This is a genomic window from Streptomyces sp. NPDC047971, assembly GCF_040653355.1.
Classification (GTDB): Bacteria; Actinomycetota; Actinomycetes; order Streptomycetales; family Streptomycetaceae; genus Streptomyces.
On sequence record NZ_JBEZNW010000025.1, the window covers coordinates 44442 to 68317 of the forward strand.

Annotated in this window: 18 protein-coding genes and 2 pseudogenes; 11 read left to right on the top strand and 9 right to left on the bottom strand. The window is 73.4% G+C overall.

Features of this window, described 5'->3' with window-relative positions; translation table 11 throughout:
* Positions 1 to 9: 9 nt before the first annotated feature.
* From AB0D99_RS22895 to AB0D99_RS22910, 4 genes are all read left to right on the top strand, one after another.
* Positions 10 to 552: an SRPBCC family protein gene (locus AB0D99_RS22895; RefSeq protein ID WP_362365103.1), complete on the top strand. Its 543-nt coding sequence runs from the start codon at positions 10 to 12 to the stop codon at positions 550 to 552.
* Between the two features lie 38 nt (positions 553 to 590).
* Positions 591 to 1073 (top strand): Rrf2 family transcriptional regulator, encoded by a 483-nt coding sequence (locus AB0D99_RS22900; protein WP_362365106.1) that lies wholly within the window; start codon positions 591 to 593, stop codon positions 1071 to 1073.
* Between the two features lie 94 nt (positions 1074 to 1167).
* Positions 1168 to 2379: an MFS transporter gene (locus AB0D99_RS22905; RefSeq protein WP_362365109.1), complete on the top strand. Its 1212-nt coding sequence runs from the start codon at positions 1168 to 1170 to the stop codon at positions 2377 to 2379.
* A gap of 14 nt (positions 2380 to 2393) precedes the next feature.
* Positions 2394 to 3590, top strand: a complete 1197-nt coding sequence (locus AB0D99_RS22910) for a thiamine pyrophosphate-binding protein (RefSeq protein ID WP_362365112.1) — start codon at positions 2394 to 2396, stop codon at positions 3588 to 3590.
* A 67-nt stretch (positions 3591 to 3657) separates the two neighbouring features.
* Here AB0D99_RS22910 and AB0D99_RS22915 read toward each other — a convergent pair whose 3' ends face one another.
* Together AB0D99_RS22915 and AB0D99_RS22920 are read right to left on the bottom strand one after the other, a co-directional pair.
* Complete coding sequence (locus AB0D99_RS22915) at positions 3658 to 5217, bottom strand: class I adenylate-forming enzyme family protein (protein ID WP_362365116.1); 1560 nt, start codon at positions 5215 to 5217, stop codon at positions 3658 to 3660.
* 139 nt (positions 5218 to 5356) lie between these two features.
* Positions 5357 to 6004 (bottom strand): 50S ribosomal protein L11 methyltransferase, encoded by a 648-nt coding sequence (locus AB0D99_RS22920; RefSeq protein ID WP_362365119.1) that lies wholly within the window; start codon positions 6002 to 6004, stop codon positions 5357 to 5359.
* Positions 6005 to 6283: 279 nt separating this feature from the next.
* Here AB0D99_RS22920 and AB0D99_RS22925 point away from each other — a divergent pair, with 279 nt between their 5' ends.
* Positions 6284 to 8233, top strand: coding sequence for a helix-turn-helix domain-containing protein (locus tag AB0D99_RS22925; protein WP_362365122.1), 1950 nt, complete (start codon positions 6284 to 6286; stop codon positions 8231 to 8233).
* 62 nt (positions 8234 to 8295) lie between these two features.
* Here AB0D99_RS22925 and AB0D99_RS22930 read toward each other — a convergent pair whose 3' ends face one another.
* A complete protein-coding gene (locus tag AB0D99_RS22930) occupies positions 8296 to 9486 on the bottom strand; it encodes a transposase (protein WP_362365125.1) in 1191 nt (396 codons plus the stop codon).
* Positions 9487 to 9916: 430 nt separating this feature from the next.
* Between AB0D99_RS22930 and AB0D99_RS22935 the strand changes: the two genes are divergently transcribed.
* Positions 9917 to 10459: a hypothetical protein gene (locus AB0D99_RS22935; RefSeq protein WP_362365128.1), complete on the top strand. Its 543-nt coding sequence runs from the start codon at positions 9917 to 9919 to the stop codon at positions 10457 to 10459.
* 39 nt (positions 10460 to 10498) lie between these two features.
* On the opposite strand, the gene AB0D99_RS22940 is transcribed toward AB0D99_RS22935, so the two are convergent.
* From AB0D99_RS22940 to AB0D99_RS22950, 3 genes are all read right to left on the bottom strand, one after another.
* Positions 10499 to 11509 carry an LLM class F420-dependent oxidoreductase gene (locus AB0D99_RS22940; RefSeq protein ID WP_362365131.1) on the bottom strand — a complete coding sequence of 337 codons (1011 nt, stop codon included), beginning with the start codon at positions 11507 to 11509 and terminating at the stop codon, positions 10499 to 10501.
* A 98-nt stretch (positions 11510 to 11607) separates the two neighbouring features.
* The gene (locus AB0D99_RS22945) at positions 11608 to 12435 is read right to left on the bottom strand and encodes a DUF5336 domain-containing protein (RefSeq protein ID WP_362365134.1); all 828 of its coding nucleotides are present in this window, start codon (positions 12433 to 12435) and stop codon (positions 11608 to 11610) included.
* 90 nt (positions 12436 to 12525) lie between these two features.
* The gene (locus AB0D99_RS22950; protein WP_362365137.1) at positions 12526 to 13386 is read right to left on the bottom strand and encodes an N-acetylmuramoyl-L-alanine amidase; all 861 of its coding nucleotides are present in this window, start codon (positions 13384 to 13386) and stop codon (positions 12526 to 12528) included.
* Between the two features lie 276 nt (positions 13387 to 13662).
* Between AB0D99_RS22950 and AB0D99_RS22955 the strand changes: the two genes are divergently transcribed.
* A complete protein-coding gene (locus AB0D99_RS22955; RefSeq protein WP_362365140.1) occupies positions 13663 to 15411 on the top strand; it encodes a hypothetical protein in 1749 nt (582 codons plus the stop codon).
* A 59-nt stretch (positions 15412 to 15470) separates the two neighbouring features.
* Here the strand turns inward: AB0D99_RS22955 and AB0D99_RS22960 are convergent, their stop codons facing one another.
* The 3 genes from AB0D99_RS22960 to AB0D99_RS22970 form a co-directional block, all read right to left on the bottom strand.
* Positions 15471 to 16109, bottom strand: a complete 639-nt coding sequence (locus AB0D99_RS22960) for a class I SAM-dependent methyltransferase (RefSeq protein ID WP_362365143.1) — start codon at positions 16107 to 16109, stop codon at positions 15471 to 15473.
* A gap of 80 nt (positions 16110 to 16189) precedes the next feature.
* Positions 16190 to 16738, bottom strand: a complete 549-nt coding sequence (locus AB0D99_RS22965) for a cysteine hydrolase family protein (protein WP_362365145.1) — start codon at positions 16736 to 16738, stop codon at positions 16190 to 16192.
* Between the two features lie 74 nt (positions 16739 to 16812).
* Positions 16813 to 18462 carry a PucR family transcriptional regulator gene (locus AB0D99_RS22970; RefSeq protein WP_362365148.1) on the bottom strand — a complete coding sequence of 550 codons (1650 nt, stop codon included), beginning with the start codon at positions 18460 to 18462 and terminating at the stop codon, positions 16813 to 16815.
* Positions 18463 to 18789: 327 nt separating this feature from the next.
* Here AB0D99_RS22970 and AB0D99_RS22975 point away from each other — a divergent pair.
* From AB0D99_RS22975 to AB0D99_RS22990, 4 genes and pseudogenes are all read left to right on the top strand, one after another.
* A pseudogene (locus AB0D99_RS22975) lies at positions 18790 to 18942 on the top strand (FAD binding domain-containing protein); the annotation flags it as partial.
* Positions 18943 to 19028: 86 nt separating this feature from the next.
* Positions 19029 to 19133: pseudogene (locus AB0D99_RS22980) on the top strand ((2Fe-2S)-binding protein); the annotation flags it as partial.
* Positions 19134 to 19225: 92 nt separating this feature from the next.
* Positions 19226 to 21619 carry a molybdopterin cofactor-binding domain-containing protein gene (locus AB0D99_RS22985; protein WP_362365151.1) on the top strand — a complete coding sequence of 798 codons (2394 nt, stop codon included), beginning with the start codon at positions 19226 to 19228 and terminating at the stop codon, positions 21617 to 21619.
* Positions 21620 to 21713: 94 nt separating this feature from the next.
* On the top strand, positions 21714 to 23876 hold the full coding sequence (locus tag AB0D99_RS22990) for an acyl-CoA dehydrogenase (RefSeq protein ID WP_362365154.1): 2163 nt from the start codon (positions 21714 to 21716) through the stop codon (positions 23874 to 23876).

Genomic DNA, 23876 nt, shown 5'->3' on the forward strand with positions numbered 1-23876 from the left:
GCTCGGGACATGCCTCAGACAGAGAACTCCCCGAGTGTCCTGCTCGCAGCGCGATCGGCCGTCGTGATTTCCGCCGATCCTTCTGTCGTCTATTCCGTCGTCAGTGATCTCCCGCGCAGCGGTGAATGGAGCCCGGAATGCCTCGGGGGCACATGGGTGTCCGGTGAGCCGGGTGCGGTCGGCTCGGTCTTCCGGGGGGAGAACGAGCGCAGCCCCGAGGTCGTGGCCTGGGCACCCGTGGTGCGGGGCACCTGGCACACGGAGGCCGAAGTCGTCGCGGCCGAGCCGGGAGTGACGTTTCGTTGGTCGATGCGGAACAGTTCCGGAGAACGCCAGGACAGCGTCTGGGGATTCGACGTCGAACCGTCGGGATCCGGCAGCCTCCTGACGCACCATTTCCGGATGGGGGATCCCACCGAGGGAATCAGGGGAATCACCGCGGAAATGGACGGGCCCACCCGGGCGCGATTCTTCGCGGAGTGGCAGGCCAAGGTCGCCGACGACCTCACGGCCACGGTGCGGCGCGTCAAGGAGCTGATCGAGCGCGGCTGACTGGCGCGACAGAACCTGGATAGTTAGACTCCAGGATTATGCGTACGGGTGAAGTCGTCGAGTGGGGCCTGCACTGCTGCCTGACGTTGGCCTGGCTCGACGAGAAGCAGCCGGCGCCGTCGGCGAAGCTGGCGGCGGTCTTCGACCTGTCGCCCTCGTACCTCAACAAGTGCTTGCAACGCCTGGTCCGGGCGGGGATTCTGACCTCCACCTCCGGACCCCGCGGGGGCGTGCGCCTGGCGAAGGCCCCCGAAGCCATCACCGTCATGGACATCGTCTCGGCCCTGGAGGGTCGCGACGAACTCTTCCGCTGCTCGGAGTTGAGACAGCGGGGGGCGGGCGGTGCGGAGATCCCCGCATCCGAGTCCCTGCAACCGTGCGGCATCGCCACCGTGATGCGCCGGGCCGAGATGGCATGGCGGCGTGAACTCGCCGGCCAGACCCTTGCCGATCTGATGGCATCCGCCCCGGCCGCCACGCCGCGCAGGATCCGCAGGAGTTACGACCGCGTCTCCACCTGAGTCCCGCGAGCACCACGGGCGTGGGCTCCTCGCGCCGCCCTCGCCGCCGACTCACCCCCTACTCTGCCCTGACCCTCCCAGCGGGAGATTCGAGATGAAAACTATCCTGAATAAGGAACGGAAGAGCGTCACGGACCAGGAGGAGGGAAGCCGAGGACTCGGCCCCACCTTCGTCCTCGCGCTCGGCACCTTCGCCGTCGGTACCGACGCCTTCGTCGTGGCCGGCTTCCTGCCCTCCATGGCCCAGTCGCTGGACGTGTCCACCTCCGCGGCCGGCCAGTCCGTCACCCTCTTCGCCGCGGCCTACGCGATCCTCTCGCCCGTCCTCGCCACCCTCACCGCGCGCATCCCCCGACGCACGCTGCTCGTCACGGCGCTGGTCGTCCTCGCCCTGGCCAACCTGCTCTCCGCGCTCGCCCAGGACTACCCGACCCTGCTGGTCAGCCGGGTCCTCGCGGCGGCCGGCGCCGCCGCGTACACCCCCAACGCCGGTGCCGTCAGCGCCGCCCTGGTCCGCCCCGAACTGCGCGCCCGCGCCCTCGCCGTCGTCATCGGCGGCCTCACCATCGCCACCGCGCTCGGCGTCCCGCTCGGCAACGCCGCCTCGCAGTGGACGAGTTGGCGGGTCGCGCTCGGTGCGGTCGCCGCGCTCAGCCTGATCTGCGCGGTCGGCGTCCTGCTCGTCATGCCGCACCTGCCCGGCGGCCCCCGGGTCCCGCTGGCCACCCGGCTCGCCGTCCTGCGCAGGCCCGGGGTGGTCGGCGTGCTGCCGCTGACGGTGCTCGGCATGGCCGCCTGCTACACCGCGTACGCCTACAGCGTGCCCACCCTCAAGGCCGTCGGCGTGCCGCAGTCCGGCGTGGTGCTGATGCTCTTCCTGTACGGAGTCGGCGCCGTCGTCGGCAACTTCGCCGCCGGACAGGCCACCGACCGGGTCGGCTCCGTCCGCGTGCTGACCATCGGCTACGTCGTCATGGCCGCCACCTTCGGCCTCCTGGCCTGGCTCGCCGGCGCGACGACCCACCTTCCCGTCCTGGTCGGCGTGCTCGCCCTGGCCTGGGGAGCGAGCAGTTGGTGCCAGACACCCCCGCAGCAGCACCGGCTGATCTCCGCCGCCCCGCAGGAGGCACCCCTGGTGGTGTCGCTCAACTCCTCCGGCATCTACCTCGGCATCGGCCTCGGCACGGTCATCGGCGGACTCGCCCTGCCCACCGGCGTCTGGCTGGTCTTCCTGATCGGCGGAATCCTCGCGCTCGCCTCGCTCGTCTGGCTCCGCGCCGGAGCCCTCCTCATGAAGCGCTCGTGAAGGGGGCCACGACGATGACGGCAGCACCCGACTCCGCACCGGACTCCGCACCGAACTCCGTGGTGGACACGGCACCGAACCCCGCGAACGACCCCGCGAACGATCCCGCGCCCGAGATCACCGGCGCCGACTGCCTGATGCGCGCCCTGGAGGCCGCCGGAGCGGACCTCGTCTTCGGCATGCCCGGCGGAGCGATCCTCCCCGCGTACGACGCACTCCTGGACGCCCCGTCGATCCGGCACGTCCTCGTCCGGCACGAACAGGGCGCGGGGCATGCCGCCGCCGGATACGCCCAGGCCACCGGCCGGGTCGGCGTCTGCATGGCGACCTCGGGACCCGGCGCCACCAATCTGGTCACCGCCATCGCCGACGCCCATGTCAACGACGTGCCCCTGGTGGTGATCACCGGTCAGGTGCCCAAGGAACTCGTCGGCACCGACGCCTTCCAGGAGGTCGACTTCTGCGGCGTGACCCGTCCCGTCACCCGGCACAGCTACCTCGTCAGCGATCCCGCCGAGATCGCGGAGTGCGTCCTGAGCGCCTTCCGGATCGCCGGCGGCGAACACCCGGGCCCGGTCGTCGTCGACATCACCAAGGACGCGCTCCAGCGGCGCGTGCGGCAACCGGCCCTGCCCGACCAGCCCGCCCCGGTCCGGCCGAGGCCCGCCCCCGCGGTGGCCCAGGGCGCCCCGGCCGTCCGGGCCACACCCGTGGGCGGCGCGCTGGCCGCCCTCGCCCGCGCCACCGGCCCGGACACGCTGCACGTCCTCGGCGGCGAACTCCACCAGCACTGGGAGGCGGGCGGGGAATCGCCGCTCGCCTCCCACCAGTGGAGCACCCCCGGATACGCCCTGCCGGCCGCCCTGGGCGCCCGGATGGGCCTGCCGGACCGGAACGTCTGGGTGGTCACCGACCCCGGCTGCTTCCTGGCCACCGGGCGGGAGCTGGTCACGGCGGCGCTGAACAAGGTGCCTCTCAAGGTCCTCGTCCTGCGCGACGAGGACGGGGCCTTCGCCGATCTCGGCGGCATGGCCGAGGCGATGGGCTGCGCCGCCCTCGGCCGCACGGATCCGGCCGGTCTCGCCGCCGCCGTCGAGCGGGCACACGCCGTGCACGACCGGCCGGTGCTCGTGGAGTGCGTCGTCCCGGGCGGAACCGATCCGGGGGTGCACCGAACATGGCCTGAAGTGGTCGTACCCGAAGCGGCCTGAAAGGCGACGAGAGGGGCATCCGCGACCGGCGGATGCCCCTCTCCGCTGTACGCGGTCCTCCGTACCGTCAGCTCTCCGCCAGCAGCCGGGCCAGCTCCAGCCGCTTCACCTTCGTCGTCGCCGTGTGCGGCAGTTCGTCGAGCCGGCGCTGCACCGGCCGGGCGAGCATCGGCAGATCGGCCACTGCCCGCCGCCACTGCGCCTGGTCCAGCGGTTCGTCGTCCCGTGTGCACACCACCGGTACCGCCCTGCCGTCGGGCCCGGGGACGATGATGACCTCGATGAGCGAGGGCAGGCTGCTGAAGAGCCGGTCCTCGATCTCCAGCGTGCTGGGGATGCCCGGGATCTCGTCGACCTCGCGGTCGAGCAGGTGCAGACAGCCGTACTTGGTGCGGTAGCCGAGATCGCCCATCCGCCACCAGCCGTCCGGCGTGACCTGCTCGTCGTACCGCTTCTCCTCGCCCAGATAGGTGAGGATCCGTCCCCCGCTACGCACCTCGATGCGCCCCGGGGAGGTGCGGCTCACCGGCCGCCCGTCGCGGCTGACCACCCGGACCCGCGTCATACCGGGGAAGGTGCTCCCCACACACCGGCCTCCGGCGCCCTCGCGGTGGCGGCGCGTGTAGGTGCGGGCCGCGATGGCACCGGTCTCGCTCTGCCCGTACGTCTGGGCGAAGTACGGCGCCCGGCGCCGGGAGGCGGCGAGCAGGGTGTGGACGGTCCGCGGGTGGATGGCGTCGAACGTGTTGCTGAAGCAGGTGACCCGGGCCAGCGGACGGGCCGGGTGGTCCGCGAGGACCTCCCAGCCGAGCAGGGTGTTGGGATGGGCCTCGATCACCCCGGGCGGAACCCGTGCGAACAGCTCGGCGACCGACTCCGGGTCGTCGTCGCGCAGCACGATCAGGGGATGCCCGCGGAGCGCGAACAGGGCGACCCCGCTGATCATCCGGGAGTGCGCGAAGGAGACGTGCATGGCGAGCGGTTCGTGCCGGCCGACGGCCGCGAGGACGGCCGACTGCGGGCGGCAGCGGGCCTGGATCGTCAGCCCCGTCTGCACCGCCAGCTTCGGCAGCCCGGTCGTGCCGGAGGTGTGGGTGATCAGCGCCGGGCCGTCCTGCGGCATGGTCACCGGGGCGACCCGCTCCACGCCCGCGAGCCCTTCGAGCCCCACCGCCCCGGGGAAGTCGCCGGCCGCCGTCACCACCCGGTCGGCGAGCGCGAACACCTCCCGGGGCAGCTCCCCTTCCAGCTTCGCCGCGTCGGTCAGCAGGACCGGCCGGTCGAGCCGCTCCAGGAGCCGGGCCACCGTCCCGCCGTCGAGCTTGGGCGAGAGCAGCACCGGCACGCCGCCGACCCGGGCCACGGCGTAGGCGAGCAGGGAGATGTCGAAGTTGTCCGTCTTGAAGACGGCGACCCGATGGCCCGGCCGAACCCGCGCCGCCCACAGACGGGAGGCGAAGTCGTCGATCAGATCGGCGAGTTCGGTGAGGGTCGGCCGACGCCCCAGGCCGGGTGCGATGTCCAGGTCGTGGTCGAGGTGGACCGGGTTCGCGGGGTGGCGCGCGGCGGCCCGGTCGAAGACCGTGCCCAGCCGGATGCCCTTGTTGCCGATGCGTTGCAGGAACATGCGGGAAAACCCTTCGGTCTCGGGGCGTCCGCGGGGACCGGCGTGGCGCCTCGCCCGCGCTGCCCGGTCGAGCATCCTGAAGGGGTCGCGCATGCGGCAACGAAGGCGCGGGCACGCCGTCAAGTGGTCCCGATGTCCGTCATGTCGCGGGCGGGACGGCGCCCCGGATCTCCAGGAGCAGGTGCTCCACCGGACCGTCCCCTTCGGGCACGGACACCGCGGCCACCTGCCGCAGTTCGCGGCCGCACTCCTCGGCGAGTCCGCGCAGCAGGGGCAGGTTCCCCCGGCTGCTGAAGTGCAGCAGGGCCCGGCCGTCGGGCGTCAGGCGGCCCGTCGCCTCCGCGAGGAAACGCCGGTGGGCGGCGTAGCCGGGGTCGACGTAGGCGCGCTCGTGGTCGTTGTCGTAGCGGTAGCCGTCGGGCGCGAGGACGTAGTTGGAGCTCCAGAACACGGTGTCGAATCGTTCCTGGGGGTCCAGCGCCTCGAAGAGGTCGCTGTGCACGACCCGCATCCGCTCGGCCATGTCGTGCCGGGCCGCGTTCAGTTCGGTGTTCCGCACGGCCTTCGGGTTGATGTCGGCCGCGACGACCCGGTCGCAGCCCGCGAGCGCGGCGAGCACGGAGATCACGCCCGCACCACAGCCGATCTCCAGGAAGGCGCCGAGCCGCGGGGCCGGGGCGTCCTGGCCGGGGGAGCCGAGGCCCAGGAAGTCGAGCGCGGTCTCCGTGGAGGGGGAGTGGACCGGCGCGAACACCTCGTCCAGCAGATCCCACTCGTATCCGCGCATCGAGAAGACCCGAGGGCGGTCGGCTCGGGTGCGCGACTCGGCACTACGGGCCAGCGATCGTTCGTAACTCTGCGTCTGTCGCACGGAAACCTCGGCTGGAAAGAACGGCGCCGCCCCAGGCGGCAGAGGACGCCACTCTCCCTCGCCCACCGGATGCGGCGAAACGATCAGGCCATTTCCGGGAACCGTCGCCGCATGCCTGTTGAGACGCATTCGTGACCTCGGTCCGACTTCCCTACGATAAGCCGCCTGACCTGTAGTGATGGAGGGAACACCGTCGTGGGGGGATCCGTGGACGAGGAGCCGGTCGCCGCAATCCGCGACGCCTTTGCATACCTGGAGCTGCTCGCGCGCGAGGCGCCCGCCGCCCACTTCGACGAGCCGCTGCGCCACGTCGCGCCCTCCCCGACGGCCGACGCCGCCGAGGGCGACGGCGCCACCGCCGACCGGGCACGGCAGCTCGCCGGCGAGATACGGGGGAAGTTCGAGCGGCAGCAGCGCCGGGACATGGGCAGCACGGCCCTGCTCGACGTGGCCCGCGAGCTCCTCGCCGGCCACGGCGTCGACGAGTTGCTGCGGCTGGTCTGCCGACGGGCGCGGACGCTGCTCAGCCTCGACATCGCGTACCTCTGCCTGTACGACCAGAAGACCGAGAGCCACGTCGTCAACGCCGTCGACGGCCACTCCTCCGATCTGACCCCGGGCTTCGTGGTGCCGCCCGGCGCGGGGCTCGCCAACCCGGCCACCCGGCGGGCCGCACCCGTGTGGACCCAGGACTACCTCGCCGACGCCCGCATCACCCACTCCGCCTCCATCGACGAGGTGGTACGGGCGGAGGGGCTGCGCGCGATCATCGCCGTCCCCCTCGGGGGCCACGGCGCCCACTTCGGGGTCCTGTACGCGGGCCACCGCACGGTCCGCCACTTCTCGCCCGAGGAGGTGGCGCTGCTCGGGACGCTGGGCGAGATGGCCGGGGCGGCCCTGGAGAACGCCGGACTCCTGGACGAGCTGCGGGCGGAGACCACCGCGCGCGGCACCGAGGCCGTCCGGGTGGGCGAGGAGCTGCGCTCCGCGCGCCGGCTCGCCGAGGCGCAGGCCGCGCTCATGGAGCGCACCCTGGACGGCAGTTCGCTGCCGCAGTTGCTGGCCACCGCCGGGGATCTGCTGGGCGGGAGCGTGCTGCTCGCGGACGCGACGGGCCGCACGGTGGTGGGGCGCGGTGCCGACGAGGCGCACCCGGCCTCGGAGGCGTTCACGGCGGCCGCCCTGGCGGCGCGGGCGAAGGACGCCCCGGTGGAGTCCGCGCCCGGGGTGTGGATCGCCCCGGTCCGTGGCGCGGACGACCGGCTCGGTCATCTGGTGCTGCACCGGGCGGAGCCGCCGACGGCCGAGGACGCCGGACTGCTGCGGCTCTGCGGCCAGGCGGTGGCGCTGCTGGTGCGTCCCGGCGCGGTCACCGAGGAGACCGTGCTGCGCGAGGAGCTCGCCGAGGCCCTGCTGGTCGGCGGCGAGTGGATCGGGCAGCGGCTGCTGGCCCACGGCCGGTCCGTCGGCCTCGACCTCGCGGCACCGTTCGTCGTGGTGGCGGCCAGGCCCGTGGCGGGGCTCACCGACCGGGCCCTCGCCTGGGCCGCCGCGTACACCCGCGACCACGGGGGCCTGAGGGTCAGGATCGACGACCACCTCGTCCTGCTGCTGCCGGGCGAGGACGCCGCCGAAGCGGCCCGGACCGTCGAGGCGTTCGCCCGCGGCACGGGCTGCCCGGCCACCGTGGGCGCCGCGGGTCCGGTGACGGGCGGACCGGGCGCCCTGCCCGCCGCGTACGACGGGTCCGTGCGCTGCCTGGGCACGCTCACGGCGCTCGGCGCCGTCGGCAAGGCGGCGTCCGCGCAGCAACTCGGTCCGGTGATGACCCTGCTCTCCCACGAGCGGGACGTCGACGGCTTCATCCGGGCGACGATCGGCCCGGTCCTGGACTTCGACGCCCGGCGCTCCGCCGATCTCGCGGTCACCCTGGAGGCGTACTACGCGGCCGCGGGCAGTCCCACCCGGGCAGCGCGCCGCCTCTACCTCCACCCCAACACCGTCTCCCGACGGCTGGACCGGATCACCGAGCTCCTCGGCGCCCAGTGGCAGGACCTCACCGCGGGCCTCGACATCCAGCTGGCCCTGCGCCTCCACCGGACACGGGAGTCCCTCGCACCCTGCCCGGAGTCGGTGGACGGCTGAACGGGCCGCCGCCCGGGGCCCCTCGGCCGACGGGGCCCCGGGTGACGGCGGTCCGTGCCGCCTCAGACCGGCACGGCGGTCCGCCGACGCGGCCGGGGACCGCCCTTCCGCTCCGCCGGCCGCCCCTGCGCGGCGGCGGCGTCCGGTTCCCGTGGCGCGAGCGTCCGCACCGCCTGGGCCACCGACACCATCGTCATGTGCCGGTGCCAGCCCGCGAAGGACCGGCCGCCGTAGTCGTGCAGCCCCGAGCGGCCGACCGACCCGCTCTCCGGCCGATCCTCCGGCGTGGCCCCCGCCGAGCGGCCCCCCGCGAGCTCGGTCAGCCGCAGCAGGGCGGAGAGCGGCACCGTCGTCAGATCGGTCAGCCACAACCGGTCCGGCGCCGCCTGCGGCCCGAACCACTCCCCGACCAGCAGCCGTTCGCGCAGCCCCCCGCGACGTCCGCCGCTCTCCTCTCCCGTCCCGGGCGGCAGGCTCACCCGCAGCGCCACCGCCATCCGGCACCCGTCGGCCCGGGTCACCGGGCGCCGTACCCCGGTGGAGCACAGCAACTGCCGTGCCATGACCGGTTGCTGACGTGTCATCCCTTCGCCGGCCAGCACCCGGGTGGCCCCGCTGATCCGGGCCAGCAGCGGTACCCGAGCCGCCTCGAACCGGCTCAGCAGCGGCACCAACGCGCCGCGCCGGGCGTCGACGACGACCGGACGGTACGGCGAGGCCCGCCGGAGCGGCAGCTCCAGGGCGGTGGCCACCGTCGAGTCCTCCGGTGACACGGGCGCCGCGTAGTCCGCCGGTACTCCCGCCCGGGCCCGCTCTGCCGGGTCGCCGAGGAGGCTGTCGGGCAGGTCGAGGTGCCAGTTCACCGGGATCTCGCCGCTCGACGAGGTCTGCCACAGCCCGTAGCCGAACTGGCCGTTCACCGTCCGTCCGAGCTCCGGTACCCAGCGCCGGTCGACCCCCACGAGCCGCTCCCCGGTCTTGGGCAGGGTGATCGGCCGCACCACCCAGGCGGCCGGCGGGGCGGTCCGCTCCAGGAAGCCGACCAGCGCCTCGCGCACGGGCCGCCAGTCCCAGCCCGAGCTGGCGATGAAGTGGTGGAAGCGCTGTTCGGCCGCCGCCTCACCGGAGTGCGTCGCGATGTTCCGTGCCGTCTTGCGCCCCGGCACCGTGAGCATGCCCCGCAGGTACTGGTCCGCGGTGCGCCGTTGGTCGCTCCTGCGCAGCGAGGCGAACACCTCGCGGCTCAGGTCCATGAAAAGGTCCTCATCACTGTGCGTAGCGATGGGATACATGCCGGACCGGCCTCCTGCCGCTCGTCGAATGAGTTTTCGCACCTCAGACGCTTCCGGCTGGCGGCGACCCGGCACAAGGAGCGCCGGTCACACGACCGGCGGTCTCTCAGGGTGACCCCGTCGTCCGTGCCGGCGGCCCCGGCACGTTCCACCGGCACGGGCCCCGGGCAGTGTGCCCGGACCACAGCGCGGCGGCCCCGGATGGTGGTGACAGGTCCCTTCGCCGGACGGGGCCGGGCCCGCCCGGCCGGCCGCGGGACGGTCGAGGGGTGACCTCGCCACCGTGTCGGGGCCCCGGAACGGGGCCCCTCGCCCGTACGGCGTCGCCCGGGTGGCGGAGCCGAAGGGGCGGCACGAGGCTGAGCCCGAAGCCCCCGAGGGAGGTCACGTCGTGCCCGGTCCCGTTCCGATACGCCGTGGAGTCGCCGCGCTCCTCCTGTCCTGCGCCCTGCTCCTGACGACCTCCGCGTGCGGCGGTGACGACGAGAGCGCGAGCGCCAGCGCGTCGCCGTCCGGCACGGTCGAGCAGCAACGGCTCGCCAAGACCCGCTTCGTCGCCAACGCGGGCCTGGCGGCCGGCGCGACGTACCAGTGGATCGTCAAGCCGTACCGCGAGGGCAAGTTCAAGAAGGGCGCCGACGGACAGAAGTTCGCCCTGGTCAAGGCGGGGCTCGCCGGAGCGTTCGCGTACAACCGCCTCAAGGCGGCGGTGAACAACGCGAAGGGCGACGAGCTGCTGTCGAAGGCGGTCGCACCGCTGACGGCAGGCATCGACAAGTTGAAGGACCTGGGCACCAAGCTCCGCAAGGGCGAGGCCGGCGAGGCGGACATCGGGACCTTCGAGGACGTCATCAACGACGTGAAGGACGCCGGGAGGAGCGCGGGCGCCGTGGTGACCGACCAGGTTCCCAGCACGTCCCAGCTGGGCGGGTGACTCGCGGTCGCGCAGGGTCCCGGGCGATCGGGGCGCGGCCTACGCGTTGAGCTCCGCGAGCAGTCTGAGCGTGGCCGGGTCCGGCGCGGTGACCAGCAGGTCCGTGACCGGCCCCTTCCGCCAGACCTCCAGCCGTTCGGCGATCCGTTCCCTCGGGCCGACGAGCGAGATCTCGTCGGCGAAGGCGTCCGGTACGGCGAGCACGGCCTCCTCGCGCCGACCGGCCGCGAACAGCTCCTGGATGTGGCGGGCCTCGGACTCGTACCCCATGCGCGCCATGAGATCGGCGTGGAAGTTCCGGGCCGTGTGCCCCATGCCGCCGATGTAGAAGCCGAGCATCGCCTTGACGGGCAGCAGCCCCTCGGCCGGATCGTCGCAGAGCCGGGCGCGGACCATGGGGGCGACGAGGAAGGACTCCGGGAGCCGGTCCGGAAGCGAGTAGACCTCCGCGTAGCGGGTCGGCGACCAGTAGAGCGGCAGCCAGCCGTCGGCGATCCGGAGCGTCTGGGCGATGTTCTTGGGCCCCTCGGCGCCGAGCAGCACGGGCAGATCCGCCCGGAGCGGGTGGGTGATCGGCTTGAGGGCCTTCCCGAGCCCGGTTCCGTCCGCTCCGGTGTACGGATGGGAGTGGAACCGCCCGTCGAGCGCGACGGGCCCCTCGCGCCGCAGCACCTGCCGGATCACGTCCACGTACTCGCGGGTCGCGGTCAGCGGACTGCGCGGGAACGGCCGCCCGTACCACCCCTCGACGACCTGCGGGCCGGAGAGCCCCAGCCCGAGCATCATCCGGCCGCCGGAGAGATGGTCGAGCGTGAGCGCGTGCATGGCGGTGGCGGTGGGCGTCCGGGCGGCCATCTGCGCGACCGCGGTCCCGAGCCCGATCCGTGAGGTGTGCGCGGCGATCCAGGTCAAGGCGGTGAACGCGTCGGACCCCCACGCCTCGGCGGTCCACACGGAGTCGTATCCGAGCCGCTCGGCCTCCCGGGCGAGGTCGAGATGCGCGGGCGAGGGGCCACGGCCCCAGTAGCCGAGGGCGAGTCCGAGACGCATGGCGCGCCACCTTCCTGACGTTCCGTCAGATCGCTTCCCGGGACTGTACGACAACGGCCCCCCGCCCGGAAGGGCGAGGGGCCGCTGCGGTGGAACGCTCAGCCGCGCTGGATGCCGGTGGTGTCCTGGAGGACGCCGCGGCGACCGTCCTGGGTCTGGGCGATCAGGCCCGGGCCGCGCTGCTCGACGGCCAGGTACCAGGTGCCGGGCGCCAGTTCGGCGATCGGGGTCGGCGAGCCGTCCTCCGCGTACAGCGGGCGGGCCACCGGGACCGCGAACCAGAACGGAGCGAAGTCGCCCGCGGGCTGCTGCGCCTGCGTCGGCTGCGGGGCGGCCGGGGCCGCGGCGGCCTGCGGCTCGGGCTGCTGCTGGCCGGGGTACGGCTGCGGCTGCGCGCCGAACGGCTGCTGCTGGGCACCCGGGTAGCCGTAGCCACCGGGGACACCCGGCTGGCCGGGCTGACCCGGCTGGACGCCGTACGGCTGCGGGGCCTGCGGGCTCGGGGCGGGCATCAGCGGGGCCTTGAGGGCCGGGACCAGCGGCGCGGCGACAGCGGCGGCGGCGAGGATCAGCGAGGCGATCAGGCCGAGGATGAGGCCGGCGCCGGCGTTCTCCGACTCGAACATCCACATCAGGATGTTCCAGGCCGCGGCCACGGTGAACGCGACACCGACCTGGCCCAGGTCGAGGCCGACGACCTTGCGCGGCTGCGGCAGCGCGCGGGAGAGGACGACCAGGGCGGCGCCGGCGATGCCGAGAAGGAAGGCGCCCCAGCCGAGCGGGGAGAACTCCCAGGAGTTCGGGGAGTCGACGTTGCCGCAGAAGCTGCCCTCGCAGCTGCTGGTGCCGAGGAACGAGGCGATGAACAGCACCACCGCTGCACCGATCAGCACGCCATCGCCTCGAGTGAGGGAGCGGATATTCACGTAAGAGTCCTTCGTCGGGTCGTCTCGTCGGGGTGGCGCGGAGCACGGGGGCGGCCCCATCGTACGGAGCGAATCTATCGCCCGCGGGTTCTACCCCTTGAGGTAGGTCCCGATGCCGTCCGCGATCCCCTGCGCCGCTTTCTGTCGCCATGCCGCATCGGTGAGGAGTGCGGCATCCTTCGGGTCACGCATATTGCCGCATTCGACGAAGACCTTGGGAACGGTTGAGAGATTGAGTCCCCCGAGATCCTCGCGCACGTCCAACCCGCTGCCGGAACCGAGGTAGTTGGCGGGCGCGGTGCCGGTCGAGCGGGTGAAGTGGCGGGCGATCGCCTCGCCGAGCGTACGGGAGGGGGCGACGATCTTCGAGGTGTTCGCGGCGCCGGAGCTCACGCGTGCGGGCAGGATCACATGGAACCCGCGGTTTCCGGTGCCGGAGCCGTCGGCGTGCACCGAGACCACGGCGTCGGCGCGGGCCGCGTTGCCGATCCGGGCCCGCTCGTCGATGCAGGGGCCGTAGGGGCGCTCGGCGTCCTGGGTGAGGACCACCTTCGCGCCCTGGGCCGTGAGGAGATCGCGCAGTCGATGTGAAACATCGAGGGTGAACGCGGCTTCCGTGTAGCCGGCCTTCGTGGAGGTGCCGGTGGTGTCGCATTCCTTGCGTGTTGTGCCGATGTCGACCTTTTGGTTGATTTCCCGGGAATGCAAGAAGTTGCTGGGATTGTGGCCGGGGTCGACGACGACCGTGCGTCCGGCGAGCGGAAGGGCTGCCCGGGGCTCGTCCCGCTCCGGCCCGGAGGTGGGCGTGGGCGCGGGGGAGGTCGTCGCCTTCGGGTCGGCGGCCTCGCGGGGCTGCGACGCCCCGCCGCAGCCGGCGAGTACGGCGCAGGCGGCGAGGGCGCCGGTGAGGGCGCTCGCTCGGGCGGGGATCTTCCGGAGGTCGTACGGCACCTTGCGACTCTAATGGGAGGCGCCGCCGAACGGTCCGCCGACGCGGGGCGACTGTGAAGGGTCTGTGGCGGGTATGAGGAAGGTGAGTGCGCCGGTGAGGGGCACCGCGCACGGACCACGGGGGGCACTGTGGTGGGGGAAGAGCCGAACGACGCGCGTCCGTCGGACGAACCGAACGACACACGACCGTGGGGGGAGCCGGCGGAGCCGGGACCGACGGCAGGGCCCGCGGGTCGGGGCCGGAACACGGGCCCCGGGGACACGATGCCCTCCGGGGTGGCGGAGACGCCGTGGGCGTACGGCGCGCCGGGGACTCCGGGCGGTCCGGGTGATCCGGGCACTCCGGGCGGTCCGGGCACGCCCGGCGGGGCGGGACAGGGGCCGTGGCCGGCGGCGGCGTTACCGCCGCCGCCCTCGCAGCCGCCCGGGACACCGCCCGTACAGCCCTACGGGAGCCCGCCCGTCGACCAGGGACCGACGCCCGTCGACCAGGGACCACCGCCCGCGTCGAACCCGGCGCAGGCCGTCCTGGTCGGGGTCCTCAACCTGTCCTGCCTGGGGCTCGGCTACGTCCTGCTCAAGCAGTGGGTCCTCGCCGCGATCTGCTGGGCCGCCACGGCCGCCCTGCTCCTCGTCGCGCTGCCGGCCGACGCGGACGGCGTCCCCGTCGGCCTCCTCGCCGGATACGGCGTGTTCCTGCTGGCCGCGGCCGCCGACGGCGCGCGACGCGGGCTGCGCGCCCCGCTCGCGCTCGGCGCCGGACCGGCCGCCGCGCCCCGGCGCCTCGCGCTCCCGGTGGCCCTGGCGCTGGTCCTGCTCGTCGTCCCGGTGGGCGGTTCCCTCGCCTATGGCGTGGCCCGTGACGAGGCCGTGGAGCAGTCGCTCCTGGACCGCCTCGCCGCGGCCGACACCCAGGTGAGGTCCGGGGCGGGCCAGAGCTTCGGCGGGGCGGAGCACACCTACCGCAAGGCGCTCGCCGTCTATCAGGAGCTCGGTACCGAACACGCCGACTCCCGGGCGGGCCGGCTCGTCCCGGACCGGCTCGGCGACTACTACCGGGCGGTCTCCGCGCCGTACGAGCAGAAGAAGTACTGCGAGGCCGTCCCGGGCCTCGCGCACCTGCGCGCGCTGCCGGAGACGGTGGACCGCGGCCTGCTGGACGGTCTGATCGGCAAGGCCGATGATCCGCTCGCCCACTCCTGGTACGAGTGCGGGATCGCCGGGCTCGGCGTGGCGGGCGTGGAGACGACGGCCGGGGAGCATCTGAACGCGCTCCTGTCGACCTTCCCGGAGTCGTCGTACGCGCGGCAGGTCGAGCCCAAGGTCGCGGAGGGCATCAGGACCCGCTCCGCCGCCATCGCGGACGGCTCCACCGACCCGTGCGCCGGCGTCGCCGAACTGAGGCGGTACGGCACCACGGTCGACCTGCTGCCGAAGGCGGGCTTCGCCGGAGTCTCGCGGCAGCACGGCGTGGCCGTGCGGGACGGCGACTTCGCCTGCGGGGTCGACCAGTTCGAGGACAAGGAGTACCGGCAGGCGGTCGAGACGATGACGCAGTACGCCAAGGACCACCCGAGCAGCCCGCAGGCCGGGCACGCGCGGAGCATCGCGATCGCCGCCGAGATCGCCGCGGAGGCCCCGGCGGCCGGGAAGCGGCTGCCGCCGGCCACGGCTCCCGGCGGCGCCCGGATGGTGATGGTCGTCAGCAACGACGGCCCGGGAGAGGTCGAACTGCTCTACACCGGGCCGGTCACGGGCCGCGTCACCCTCAAGGCATGCGGCACCTGCAGGGCGTATCCCGGCAGCCTCGCCCTCAACCCGCCCAAGGTCAAGGCATGTTCGGGACCGTCCTCCACGTACCCGAAGGCGACGCTCCTGCTGCCCGCCGGCGACTACCACTTCCTCCAGAAGCGGTCGGGGGCGACGAGCTCGCTGTCCGCGGCGGACAAGGCGAGCACGGCCAGGATCCAGTCGGGGTACAGCTACACGAACTGCCTGTACGTCACGTCGGGATACGGCTTCTAGGGCGCGGAAGGCGACAGGAGCGCCGTCCGCCCGACGTGCGGGCCCGCGGGCGGACGGCGCTACCTCGCGGACACCTGACGGCGCCTGAGCACGCGGAGGGAGTCGGTCACCGAGACCTCCTCGAAGTCGCCGGACTCCAGGGCCCGGAGATAGACGCGGTACGGCGCCTGGCCGCCGTCCTCCGGGTCGGGGAAGACGTCGTGGATGACGAGGAGGCCGCCCTCGGCGACCCTCGGCGCCCACCCCTCGTAGTCCGCCGTCGCGTGCTCGTCCGTGTGACCCCCGTCGATGAAGACGAACCCCAGCTCGCCCGCCCACACCTTCGCCACCTGGGGGGACCGCCCGACCACCGCGATGACGTGCTCCTCGAGGCCGGCCCTGCGCAGCGTCCGGCGGAAGGTCGGCAGGGTGTCCATCAGCCCGACCTCGGGGTCCACGACGGTCGGGTCGTGGTACTCCCACCCCGGCTGCTGCTCCTCGCTGCCCCGGTGGTGGTCCACGGTCACCGCGACCGTCCCGGCCTCCCGGGCCACGTCCGCGAGCAGGATCGTGGAGCGCCCGCAGTAGGTGCCGACCTCCAGGAGCGGCAGCCCGAGCTTCGCGGCCTCGGTGGCCGCCGCGTGCAGCGCGAGCCCCTCGTCGAGGGGCATGAAGCCCTTGGCGGCCTCGAAGGCGGCGAGGATCTCGGGCGCGGGCATGGGTGCTCCTACTGGTCGGTACGCACGTACGGGCAGCCATCGTGCCCTACGCCCCGCGGACGGACCACACCCGCTTCCCGTCAGGAGGAGAAGTCCACCTCGGCCGCGCGCAGGACGCGGGTGCGGCGACCGGCGAAGCGGATGTTCCGGAAGATCTCGTTGTGGTGGGCGATCGACCGGTCGGCGGGGACGTAGGGCCCGCCGGCCTCGGGGCGCAGCGACGTGGTGTGGCCGTCCTCGACGAGCACCAGGTCGTAGCGGTGGCTCAGCGCCTGGCGGGCGGTGGTGTCGACGCACATCTCGGTCGCGAAGCCGGTGACGACGACCTCGGTGACGCCCAGCCCCCGCAGGGTGGCGTCGAGGCCGGTGTCCAGGAAGCTGTCGGCGCTGTTCTTCGGGACGACGGTCTCGCCGGGGCCGGGGGCGAGATCGGCCACGATCCGCCATCCCTCGCTGCCGGCGGGCAGGTCGGTGTCGTCCTGGTGCTGGACGGTCACGATCGGCGCCCCGGCCGCCTTGGCGCGGGCCCGGAGTTCCGCGATGACGGCGACGGTCTCGGCGGGGCGGTGGGCGATGGCCATCAGGGCGTTCTGCATGTCGATGACGAGGAGCGCGGAGGCGTTCGGCATGCGGCCACCGTAGTGGCCCGGGCGTCCGGCCCGAAGGGGTGCGGCAGGACTCGGCGACGAGCCGGTCGACGGGGTCAGCCGGCCTTGAGGGCCGCGAGGAAGTCCAGCCGGGTCTCCAGTCGGGCCAGGTCCCGGCCGGTGATCTGCTCGATGCGGGCGATGCGGTGGCGCAACGAGTTCACGTGCAGGTGGAGTCGGGCGGCGCAGGCGGTCCAGGACGCGTCGCACTCCAGGAACGTCTCCAGAGTGGACAGCAGGTCGGTGCGGTGGCGGCTGTCGTGGTCGCGCAGCGGACCGAGCAGGCGGGCGGCGAACGCCCGCCGGGTCCCGGCCGGGATGAGCGGCAGCAGCGTCAGGATGTGCGAGGTGAGGTCGTCGGGGCCGCGCACGGTCACACGGTCCGGGTGGTCACGGGCGATCCGCAGCGCGGTACGGGCCGTGTCGAGCGCCGGGCGTGCCTGGTCGGCCGCCCCCACCGGAGAGCTGACCCCGACGGAGACGCTGCCCGTGGGGCCGAGCCAGCGGGGAAGCACCGCGGCGAGCCTCCGCTGCAGGGCGACGGAGTCGAGAGCCGGTTCGGGCAGCCCGTCCACGGGCTCGGGCACCAGCACGAAGAGGACGGCCCGGTCGCCGTCTACGGTGGCGGCGATGTCCTGCGACGAGACGGGCACCGGGCCGTCCTGGACCAGGGCCTCCTCCAGCAGGACGCGCAGCGCCGGGGCGGGGATGGGGCCGGTGCCCGGCCGCTCTCCCTCGGCGACCACGAACTGGCAGCGCTGCCAGGTGTCCTTCCGGCTGACGACGGCCTGGGCGGTGCTGCTCAGCCGGACGGGGATCTCGGCGGGCGGGACGCTGCTGTCCAGCAGGTCGAGGAGCTGGCGGGCCAGGTCGTTCAGGGCCACCTTCGTCCGCTCGTGCGCGGAGCGCGCGTCCACGGCGAGTTCGACGATCCGGTCGAGGAGTTCCCCGTCGGCCGCGGGCCGGTTCGACGTGTCGGCCGGTACGACCAGCAGCCAGTCGCCCAGCTCCGCCGACTCCTCCCGCTCGGCCGACGGGTCCGTGGTGCCGGGGACCGGCACGAGCGCGTAGTGCCGTTCTCCCATCGTGACCGGGTGCGGAGCCGCCTCGCGCGCGTCGCGTGCGGCGAGGTAGCGCCCGGCGAGCGCCGTCGCCGTCCGGGCCGGGAGCGGCGGCCGGGCCCCGGCGATCCGGCGCCCGGTCGCGGACAGCACGTGCGCGTCGAGGCCGAGGCTGTGCTGCAGGAGTTCCAGGACGGCTTCCGGGCCGCTCCGTCCGGTCAGGAGTCTTCGATGGCGCTCGACCACGGCGGCGAGGCTGCCGACCCGCCGGGGGCGCAGGCGCCGCAGCACGTGTTCGGTGATCGAGGCGAAGGAGATGTCCGGGTCCACGGCGATCAGCGGCAGCCCGTGGCGGCGGCAGGCGCGCACCAGGTCGTCCGGGACGAGCCCGTGTTCGGCCTCGCCGGCGGCGAGGACCGTGACGCCGGCCCGGTCGAGGACACGCACGAACGACTCGGCGTCGCCGTCCTCCCGCCACCAGGCGAGCCCGGTGAGGACGAGTTCGCCGCCGGCCAGGAAGCGACCCGGGTCGGCCAGGTCGGTGGTCAGGACGGCGCCTACCTCTCGATCGAGAGCGTCGTCCTCGGCGCCCTCGTCCGCGACCAGGAACAGCCCCATGTCGTCCAGGAGTTCGCGTATCCGCATGATCGCCACCCTCTCACGCCCGCACCGGGCGACTCGGTGCTCCCTCGCGTGACGCACCGCAGGTCACAGCCGTGACGCGGTGGGAAAGCACGGTGGTCCACAGTCGAGGGAGAAGCCGGTTCTGGGGGATCGGTGACTGCCGCGCCCATGGGGTCGCTCGGTCTACTTCTCAGGGCCCGGACGACAGCGCGGTGGACGAGTCGACCGATCGCCGCGGGCAACCGGCCGCCTGTCCCCGGGCCGACGACCACCACGAGCGGTTCGACACGAACGCCTCGTGACGAACCCCGTCCCGTGAACAACCCGACACGAGAAGAAGAGCCGTCCATGGACTTCCTTCGCCCCGCCGGCTGGGAGGAGGCGCTCGCCGCCAAGGCAGAGCACCCCACCGCCGTACCGGACGCGGGTGGCACCGATGTGATGGTCGAGATCGACTTCGACCACCGGCGTCCCGCGTACCTCCTCGACCTCGACCGCGTCACCGCACTCCAGGCCCGCCGTCGGCTCGGCCGGACCGGGGAGCAGTACCGCGGCACCGGCCGCTCGCCCGAGGGAGCCGCATGACCCTGCGAGGCGATGTCACGGTCGACGGTCGTCCGCAGGAGGCGGACGACGTCTGGGAGGGCGAGTCCCTCCTCCACCTTCTGCGCGAACGCCTGGCACTCTCCGGCAACCTCTGCCGGTGCACGGGTGACGAGAAGATCCCGGACGCGGTCCCCCTGGCCGCGGTCCGTCAGGAACGTCAGGAAGAGGCGGTCTGACCATGGCCGGAACCACCACGGGTATCCCCACCGACGTCACGCAGGGCTCCCGGAGCAAGGGCGGCATCGGCGAGTCCACGCTCCGCCCCGACGGCACCCTCAAGGTCACCGGCGAGTTCGCGTACTCCTCGGACATGTGGCACGAGGACATGCTGTGGGGCCAGATCCTGCGCTCCACCGTCGCCCATGCCGAGATCGTCTCCATCGACACCGCCGAGGCCCTGGCCATGTCCGGCGTCCACGCGGTGATGACGTACGACGACCTGCCGGCCGAGATGAAGAACTACGGCATGGAGTTCAAGGACACTCCCGTCCTGGCGCACGGCAAGGTCCGCCACCACGGTGAACCGGTCGCCCTCGTCGCCGCCGACCACCCGGAGACCGCGCGCCGCGCCGCCGCGAAGATCAGGGTCGAGTACCGGGACCTGCCCCTGGTCACCGACGAGGCGTCCGCGCTCGCTCCCGACGCGGTTCTCGTGCACGAGAACCGCGACGACCACCACGCCGGGCACGTCCCGCACCCGAACATCGTGCACCGCCAGCCGATCTTCCGCGGCGACGCGGACGAGGCCGCCGAGCGGGCCGACGTCATCGTCACGGGCGAGTACTCCTTCGGCATGCAGGACCAGGCGTTCCTCGGCCCGGAGTCCGGCCTCGCCGTGCCCGCCGAGGACGGCGGTGTCGACCTGTACTGCGCCACCCAGTGGCTGCACTCGGACCTCTACCAGATCGCGCCCGTCCTCGGCCTGCCCGAGGAGAAGGTGCGGATGACGATGGCCGGTGTGGGCGGTGCCTTCGGCGGTCGCGAGGACATCTCGATGCAGATCCACGCCTGCCTGCTGGCGCTGCGCACCGGGAAGCCCGTCAAGATCGTCTACAACCGCTTCGAGTCCTTCTTCGGCCACGTCCACCGCCACCCGGCGAAGCTCTGGTACGAGCACGGGGCCACGAAGGACGGCAAGATCACGCACATGAAGTGCCGGATCGTGCTGGACGGCGGTGCCTACGCGTCGTCCACGGCCTCGGTCGTCGGCAACGCGGCGTCGCTCTCGGTCGGCCCGTACGTCATCGACGACGTCGAGATCGAGGCGATCGGCCTCTACACCAACAACCCGCCGTGTGGCGCGATGCGCGGTTTCGGCGCGGTCCAGGCGTGCTTCGCCTACGAGGCGCAGATGGACAAGCTCGCGGCGAAGCTGGGCATGGACCCGGTGGAGTTCCGCCGGCTGAACGCCATGGAGCAGGGCACGATCATGCCGACCGGCCAGGTCGTGGACTCGCCGGCCCCGGTCGCCGAGCTGCTGCGCCGGGTCAAGGCCCGCCCGATGCCGCCGGAGCGCCAGTGGGAGGTCGCCGGTGAGGGCGCGGACGTCCGCGCGCTGCCCGGCGGCCTGTCGAACACGACACACGGCGAGGGCATCGTCCGTGGCGTCGGCTACGCGGTCGGCGTCAAGAACGTCGGCTTCTCCGAGGGCTTCGACGACTACTCGACGGCCAAGGTGCGCATCGAGGTGGTCAACGGCGAGCCGGTCGCGATGGTCCACACGGCCATGGCGGAGGTCGGCCAGGGCGGTGTCACCATCCACGCGCAGATCGTCCGTACCGAGCTCGGCGTCACCCAGGTGACGATCCACCCGGCCGACACCCAGGTCGGTTCGGCCGGTTCGACCTCGGCCGGCCGCCAGACGTACATGACCGGCGGGGCCATCAAGAACACCTGTGAGCTGGTCCGGGAGAAGGTCCTGGAGATCGGCCGCCGCAAGTTCGGCTCGTACCACCCCGCCTGGGCCACGGCCGAACTGCTCCTGGAGGGCGGCAAGGTCGTCACCGACGGCGGCGAGGCCCTCTCCACCCTGGTGGACGTCCTGGAGGACGAGGCCGTGGAGATCGAGGAGGAATGGCGCCACCGCCCCACCGAGCCCTTCGACCTGCGCACCGGCCAGGGTGACGGACACGTCCAGTACTCGTTCGCCGCGCACCGCGCGGTCGTCGAGGTGGACACCGAACTCGGGCTGGTCAAGGTCGTCGAGCTGGCCTGCGCGCAGGACGTCGGCAAGGCGCTCAATCCGCTCTCCGTGGTCGGCCAGATCCAGGGCGGGACGACCCAGGGCCTGGGCGTCGCGGTGATGGAGGAGATCATCGTGGACCCGCAGACCGCGAAGGTGCGCAACCCCTCCTTCACGGACTACCTGATCCCGACGATCCTCGACACCCCGGCCATCCCGGTCGACTACCTGGAGCTCGGGGACCCGAACGCGCCGTACGGAGTGCGCGGCATCGGTGAGGCCCCGACCCTCTCCGCGACCCCGGCCGTCCTCGCGGCGATCCGGAACGCGACGGGCCTGGAGCTCAACAAGACGCCGGTCCGCCCCGAGGCGCTCACCGGCACCCTGTAGGACCCTCCGGGCGGCGCGTGCGGTGTGCCGCGCCGCCCCACCACTTCGGTATCTGACCTTCCGTCAGAATGGAACGTGTTCTAGTCTGCCGCGCATGGGCATCGGAATCACGCAAGAGCAGCGGGAGTTGGCCCGGTCCGTGCGCGGCTGGCTCGGCCGGGCGGTGCCGCCCGAGGACGTACGCAAGCTCCTCGACGCGCCGCCCGACAGCGCCACCGGACGCCCCGCCCACTGGGACGGGCTCGCCGCCCAGGGGCTTCTCGGCATCCACCTGCCCGAGGAGTACGGGGGAGGGGGCGGCGACCTCGTCGACCTCGCCGTCGTCCTCGAAGAGGCCGCGAGAGCGCTGCTCCCCGGGCCGTACCTGCCCTCCGTCCTCGCCGCCGAGGTCCTGGCCCGGGCCGGGCGGCGGGAGCAGGCCGCCGCTCTCGCCGCGGGGGAGCGCATCGGGGCCGTCGCCCTCGCGCCGGGTGGGCTGACCGCGGTCCGGACCGAGGACGGGCTGCTGCTCGACGGGCTCGCGCCGCCCGTCCTCGGCGGCTCCCAGGCCGATGTGCTGATCCTCGCCGCCGACACCGCGCACGGCGCCGTCTGGGCCGCCGTGGACGCCGAAGCCCTCGCCGTACGGCCGCACCGGAGCGCCGACCCCACCCGGCCCACCGCCGAGGTCGCCGCGGCCGGTGTGCTCGTGCCCGCGCACCGGATCCTGGACGTCGACCCGGCCCTCGTCACGGATCTCGCGGCCGTGCTCCTCGCCGCCGACGCCTGCGGGAACGCCGCCCGGGCGCTGGAGACGGCCGCGGAGTACGCCAAGGTGCGCGAACAGTTCGGGCGGCCGATCGGACGGTTCCAGGGGATCAAGCACCTCTGCGCCGCCATGCTCGTACGGGTCGAGCAGGCCCGCGCCCTCACCTGGGACGCGGCCCGGTCCACCCGGGACCCCTCCCGCTCCCTCACCGCCGCGCTCGCCGCCGCCACCGCCCTCGACGCCGCCTACGACTGTGCCAAGGACTGCATCCAGATCCTCGGCGGCATCGGCTTCACCTGGGAGCACGACGCCCATCTCTCGCTGCGCCGGGCCCTCGTCGCCCGCCAGCTCCTGGGCCCCGGCGACACCCACCGCGCGCAGGCCGTCCGCCTCGCCGCCCAGGGCGCGCGGCGCGAGCTCCGTCTCGAACTGCCCCCCGAGGCGGACGCGTTCCGCGCCGAGGCGCGCGCGGCGATCGCCCCCGCCGTGGGGCTCGACCCGGGCGCCGCCCGCCGGGCCCTGGCCGACACCGGCCATGTGGCGCCGCACCTGCCACCGCCCTACGGACTCGGCGCGGGACCACTCCAACAGCTCGCCGTGCAGCGGGAACTGGAGGCGGCCGGCGTCAGGCCCAGCGGCCTCGGGATCGCGACCTGGGTCGTGCCCTCCCTCCTCTCCTACGGAACGCCGGAGCAGCGGGAGCGCTACCTCGGCCCCACCCTGCGGGGCGAGCTGCTGTGGTGCCAGCTGTTCTCCGAGCCCGGCGCCGGGTCCGATCTCGCCTCCCTGCGCACCCGGGCGGAACGCACCGAGGACGGCGGCTGGCGGATCAACGGACAGAAGGTGTGGACGAGCGCCGCCCAGTGGGCCGACCACGGCATCCTGCTCGCCCGGACCGACCCCGAGGCCCCCAAGCACCGGGGGCTCACGTACTTCCTCGTCGACATGAAGAACACCCCGGGGATCGACATCCGGCCGCTCAAGGAGATCACCGGCGACTCGCTCTTCAACGAGGTGTACTTCGACGACGTCCTGCTGCCGGCCGACGCCGTCGTCGGCGAGGTGGACGACGGCTGGCGGGTCGCCCGCAACACGCTCGGCAACGAACGCGTCCACATGGCCGACCAGGTGGCCTTCGACTCCGGCCTGGAGGCGCTCATCGACCGGGCGGCCGGCACCGACAGCGCCGTCCGGGTGCGGATCGGGGCTCTCGCCGCCGAGGCGCACGCCCTCGCCTGCATCGGACTGCGGACCACGATGCTCCAGGTCTCCGGCCTGGAACCGGGCGCGGGCGCCTCCGTCCGCAAGCTCGTCCAGACCGTCCACCAGCAGAAGGTCGCCGAGCTCACGCTCGAACTGCTCGGCCCCGAGGGGGCGGTGCGGGAAGGCGCGGGGGAGCGGGCCGTCCACGGCCTGCTGATGTCCCGCTGCCTGACCATCGCGGGCGGCACCACGCAGGTCCAGCTCAATGTCGTCGCCGAGCGCCTGCTCGGCCTGCCGAGGGACTGA

What these genes read in the sequence shown, in the direction of transcription:
- AB0D99_RS22895 (WP_362365103.1), top strand. Translation starts at nt 10, where the DNA reads ATGCCTCAGACAGAGAACTCCCCGAGTGTCCTGCTCGCAGCGCGATCG.
- AB0D99_RS22900 (WP_362365106.1), top strand. Translation starts at nt 591, where the DNA reads ATGCGTACGGGTGAAGTCGTCGAGTGGGGCCTGCACTGCTGCCTGACG.
- AB0D99_RS22905 (WP_362365109.1), top strand. Translation starts at nt 1,168, where the DNA reads ATGAAAACTATCCTGAATAAGGAACGGAAGAGCGTCACGGACCAGGAG.
- AB0D99_RS22910 (WP_362365112.1), top strand. Translation starts at nt 2,394, where the DNA reads ATGACGGCAGCACCCGACTCCGCACCGGACTCCGCACCGAACTCCGTG.
- AB0D99_RS22915 (WP_362365116.1), bottom strand. Translation starts at nt 5,217, where the DNA reads ATGTTCCTGCAACGCATCGGCAACAAGGGCATCCGGCTGGGCACGGTC.
- AB0D99_RS22920 (WP_362365119.1), bottom strand. Translation starts at nt 6,004, where the DNA reads ATGCGCGGATACGAGTGGGATCTGCTGGACGAGGTGTTCGCGCCGGTC.
- AB0D99_RS22930 (WP_362365125.1), bottom strand. Translation starts at nt 9,486, where the DNA reads ATGGACCTGAGCCGCGAGGTGTTCGCCTCGCTGCGCAGGAGCGACCAA.
- AB0D99_RS22940 (WP_362365131.1), bottom strand. Translation starts at nt 11,509, where the DNA reads ATGCGTCTCGGACTCGCCCTCGGCTACTGGGGCCGTGGCCCCTCGCCC.
- AB0D99_RS22960 (WP_362365143.1), bottom strand. Translation starts at nt 16,109, where the DNA reads ATGCCCGCGCCCGAGATCCTCGCCGCCTTCGAGGCCGCCAAGGGCTTC.
- AB0D99_RS22965 (WP_362365145.1), bottom strand. Translation starts at nt 16,738, where the DNA reads ATGCCGAACGCCTCCGCGCTCCTCGTCATCGACATGCAGAACGCCCTG.
- AB0D99_RS22970 (WP_362365148.1), bottom strand. Translation starts at nt 18,462, where the DNA reads ATGCGGATACGCGAACTCCTGGACGACATGGGGCTGTTCCTGGTCGCG.
- AB0D99_RS22985 (WP_362365151.1), top strand. Translation starts at nt 19,226, where the DNA reads ATGGCCGGAACCACCACGGGTATCCCCACCGACGTCACGCAGGGCTCC.
- AB0D99_RS22990 (WP_362365154.1), top strand. Translation starts at nt 21,714, where the DNA reads ATGGGCATCGGAATCACGCAAGAGCAGCGGGAGTTGGCCCGGTCCGTG.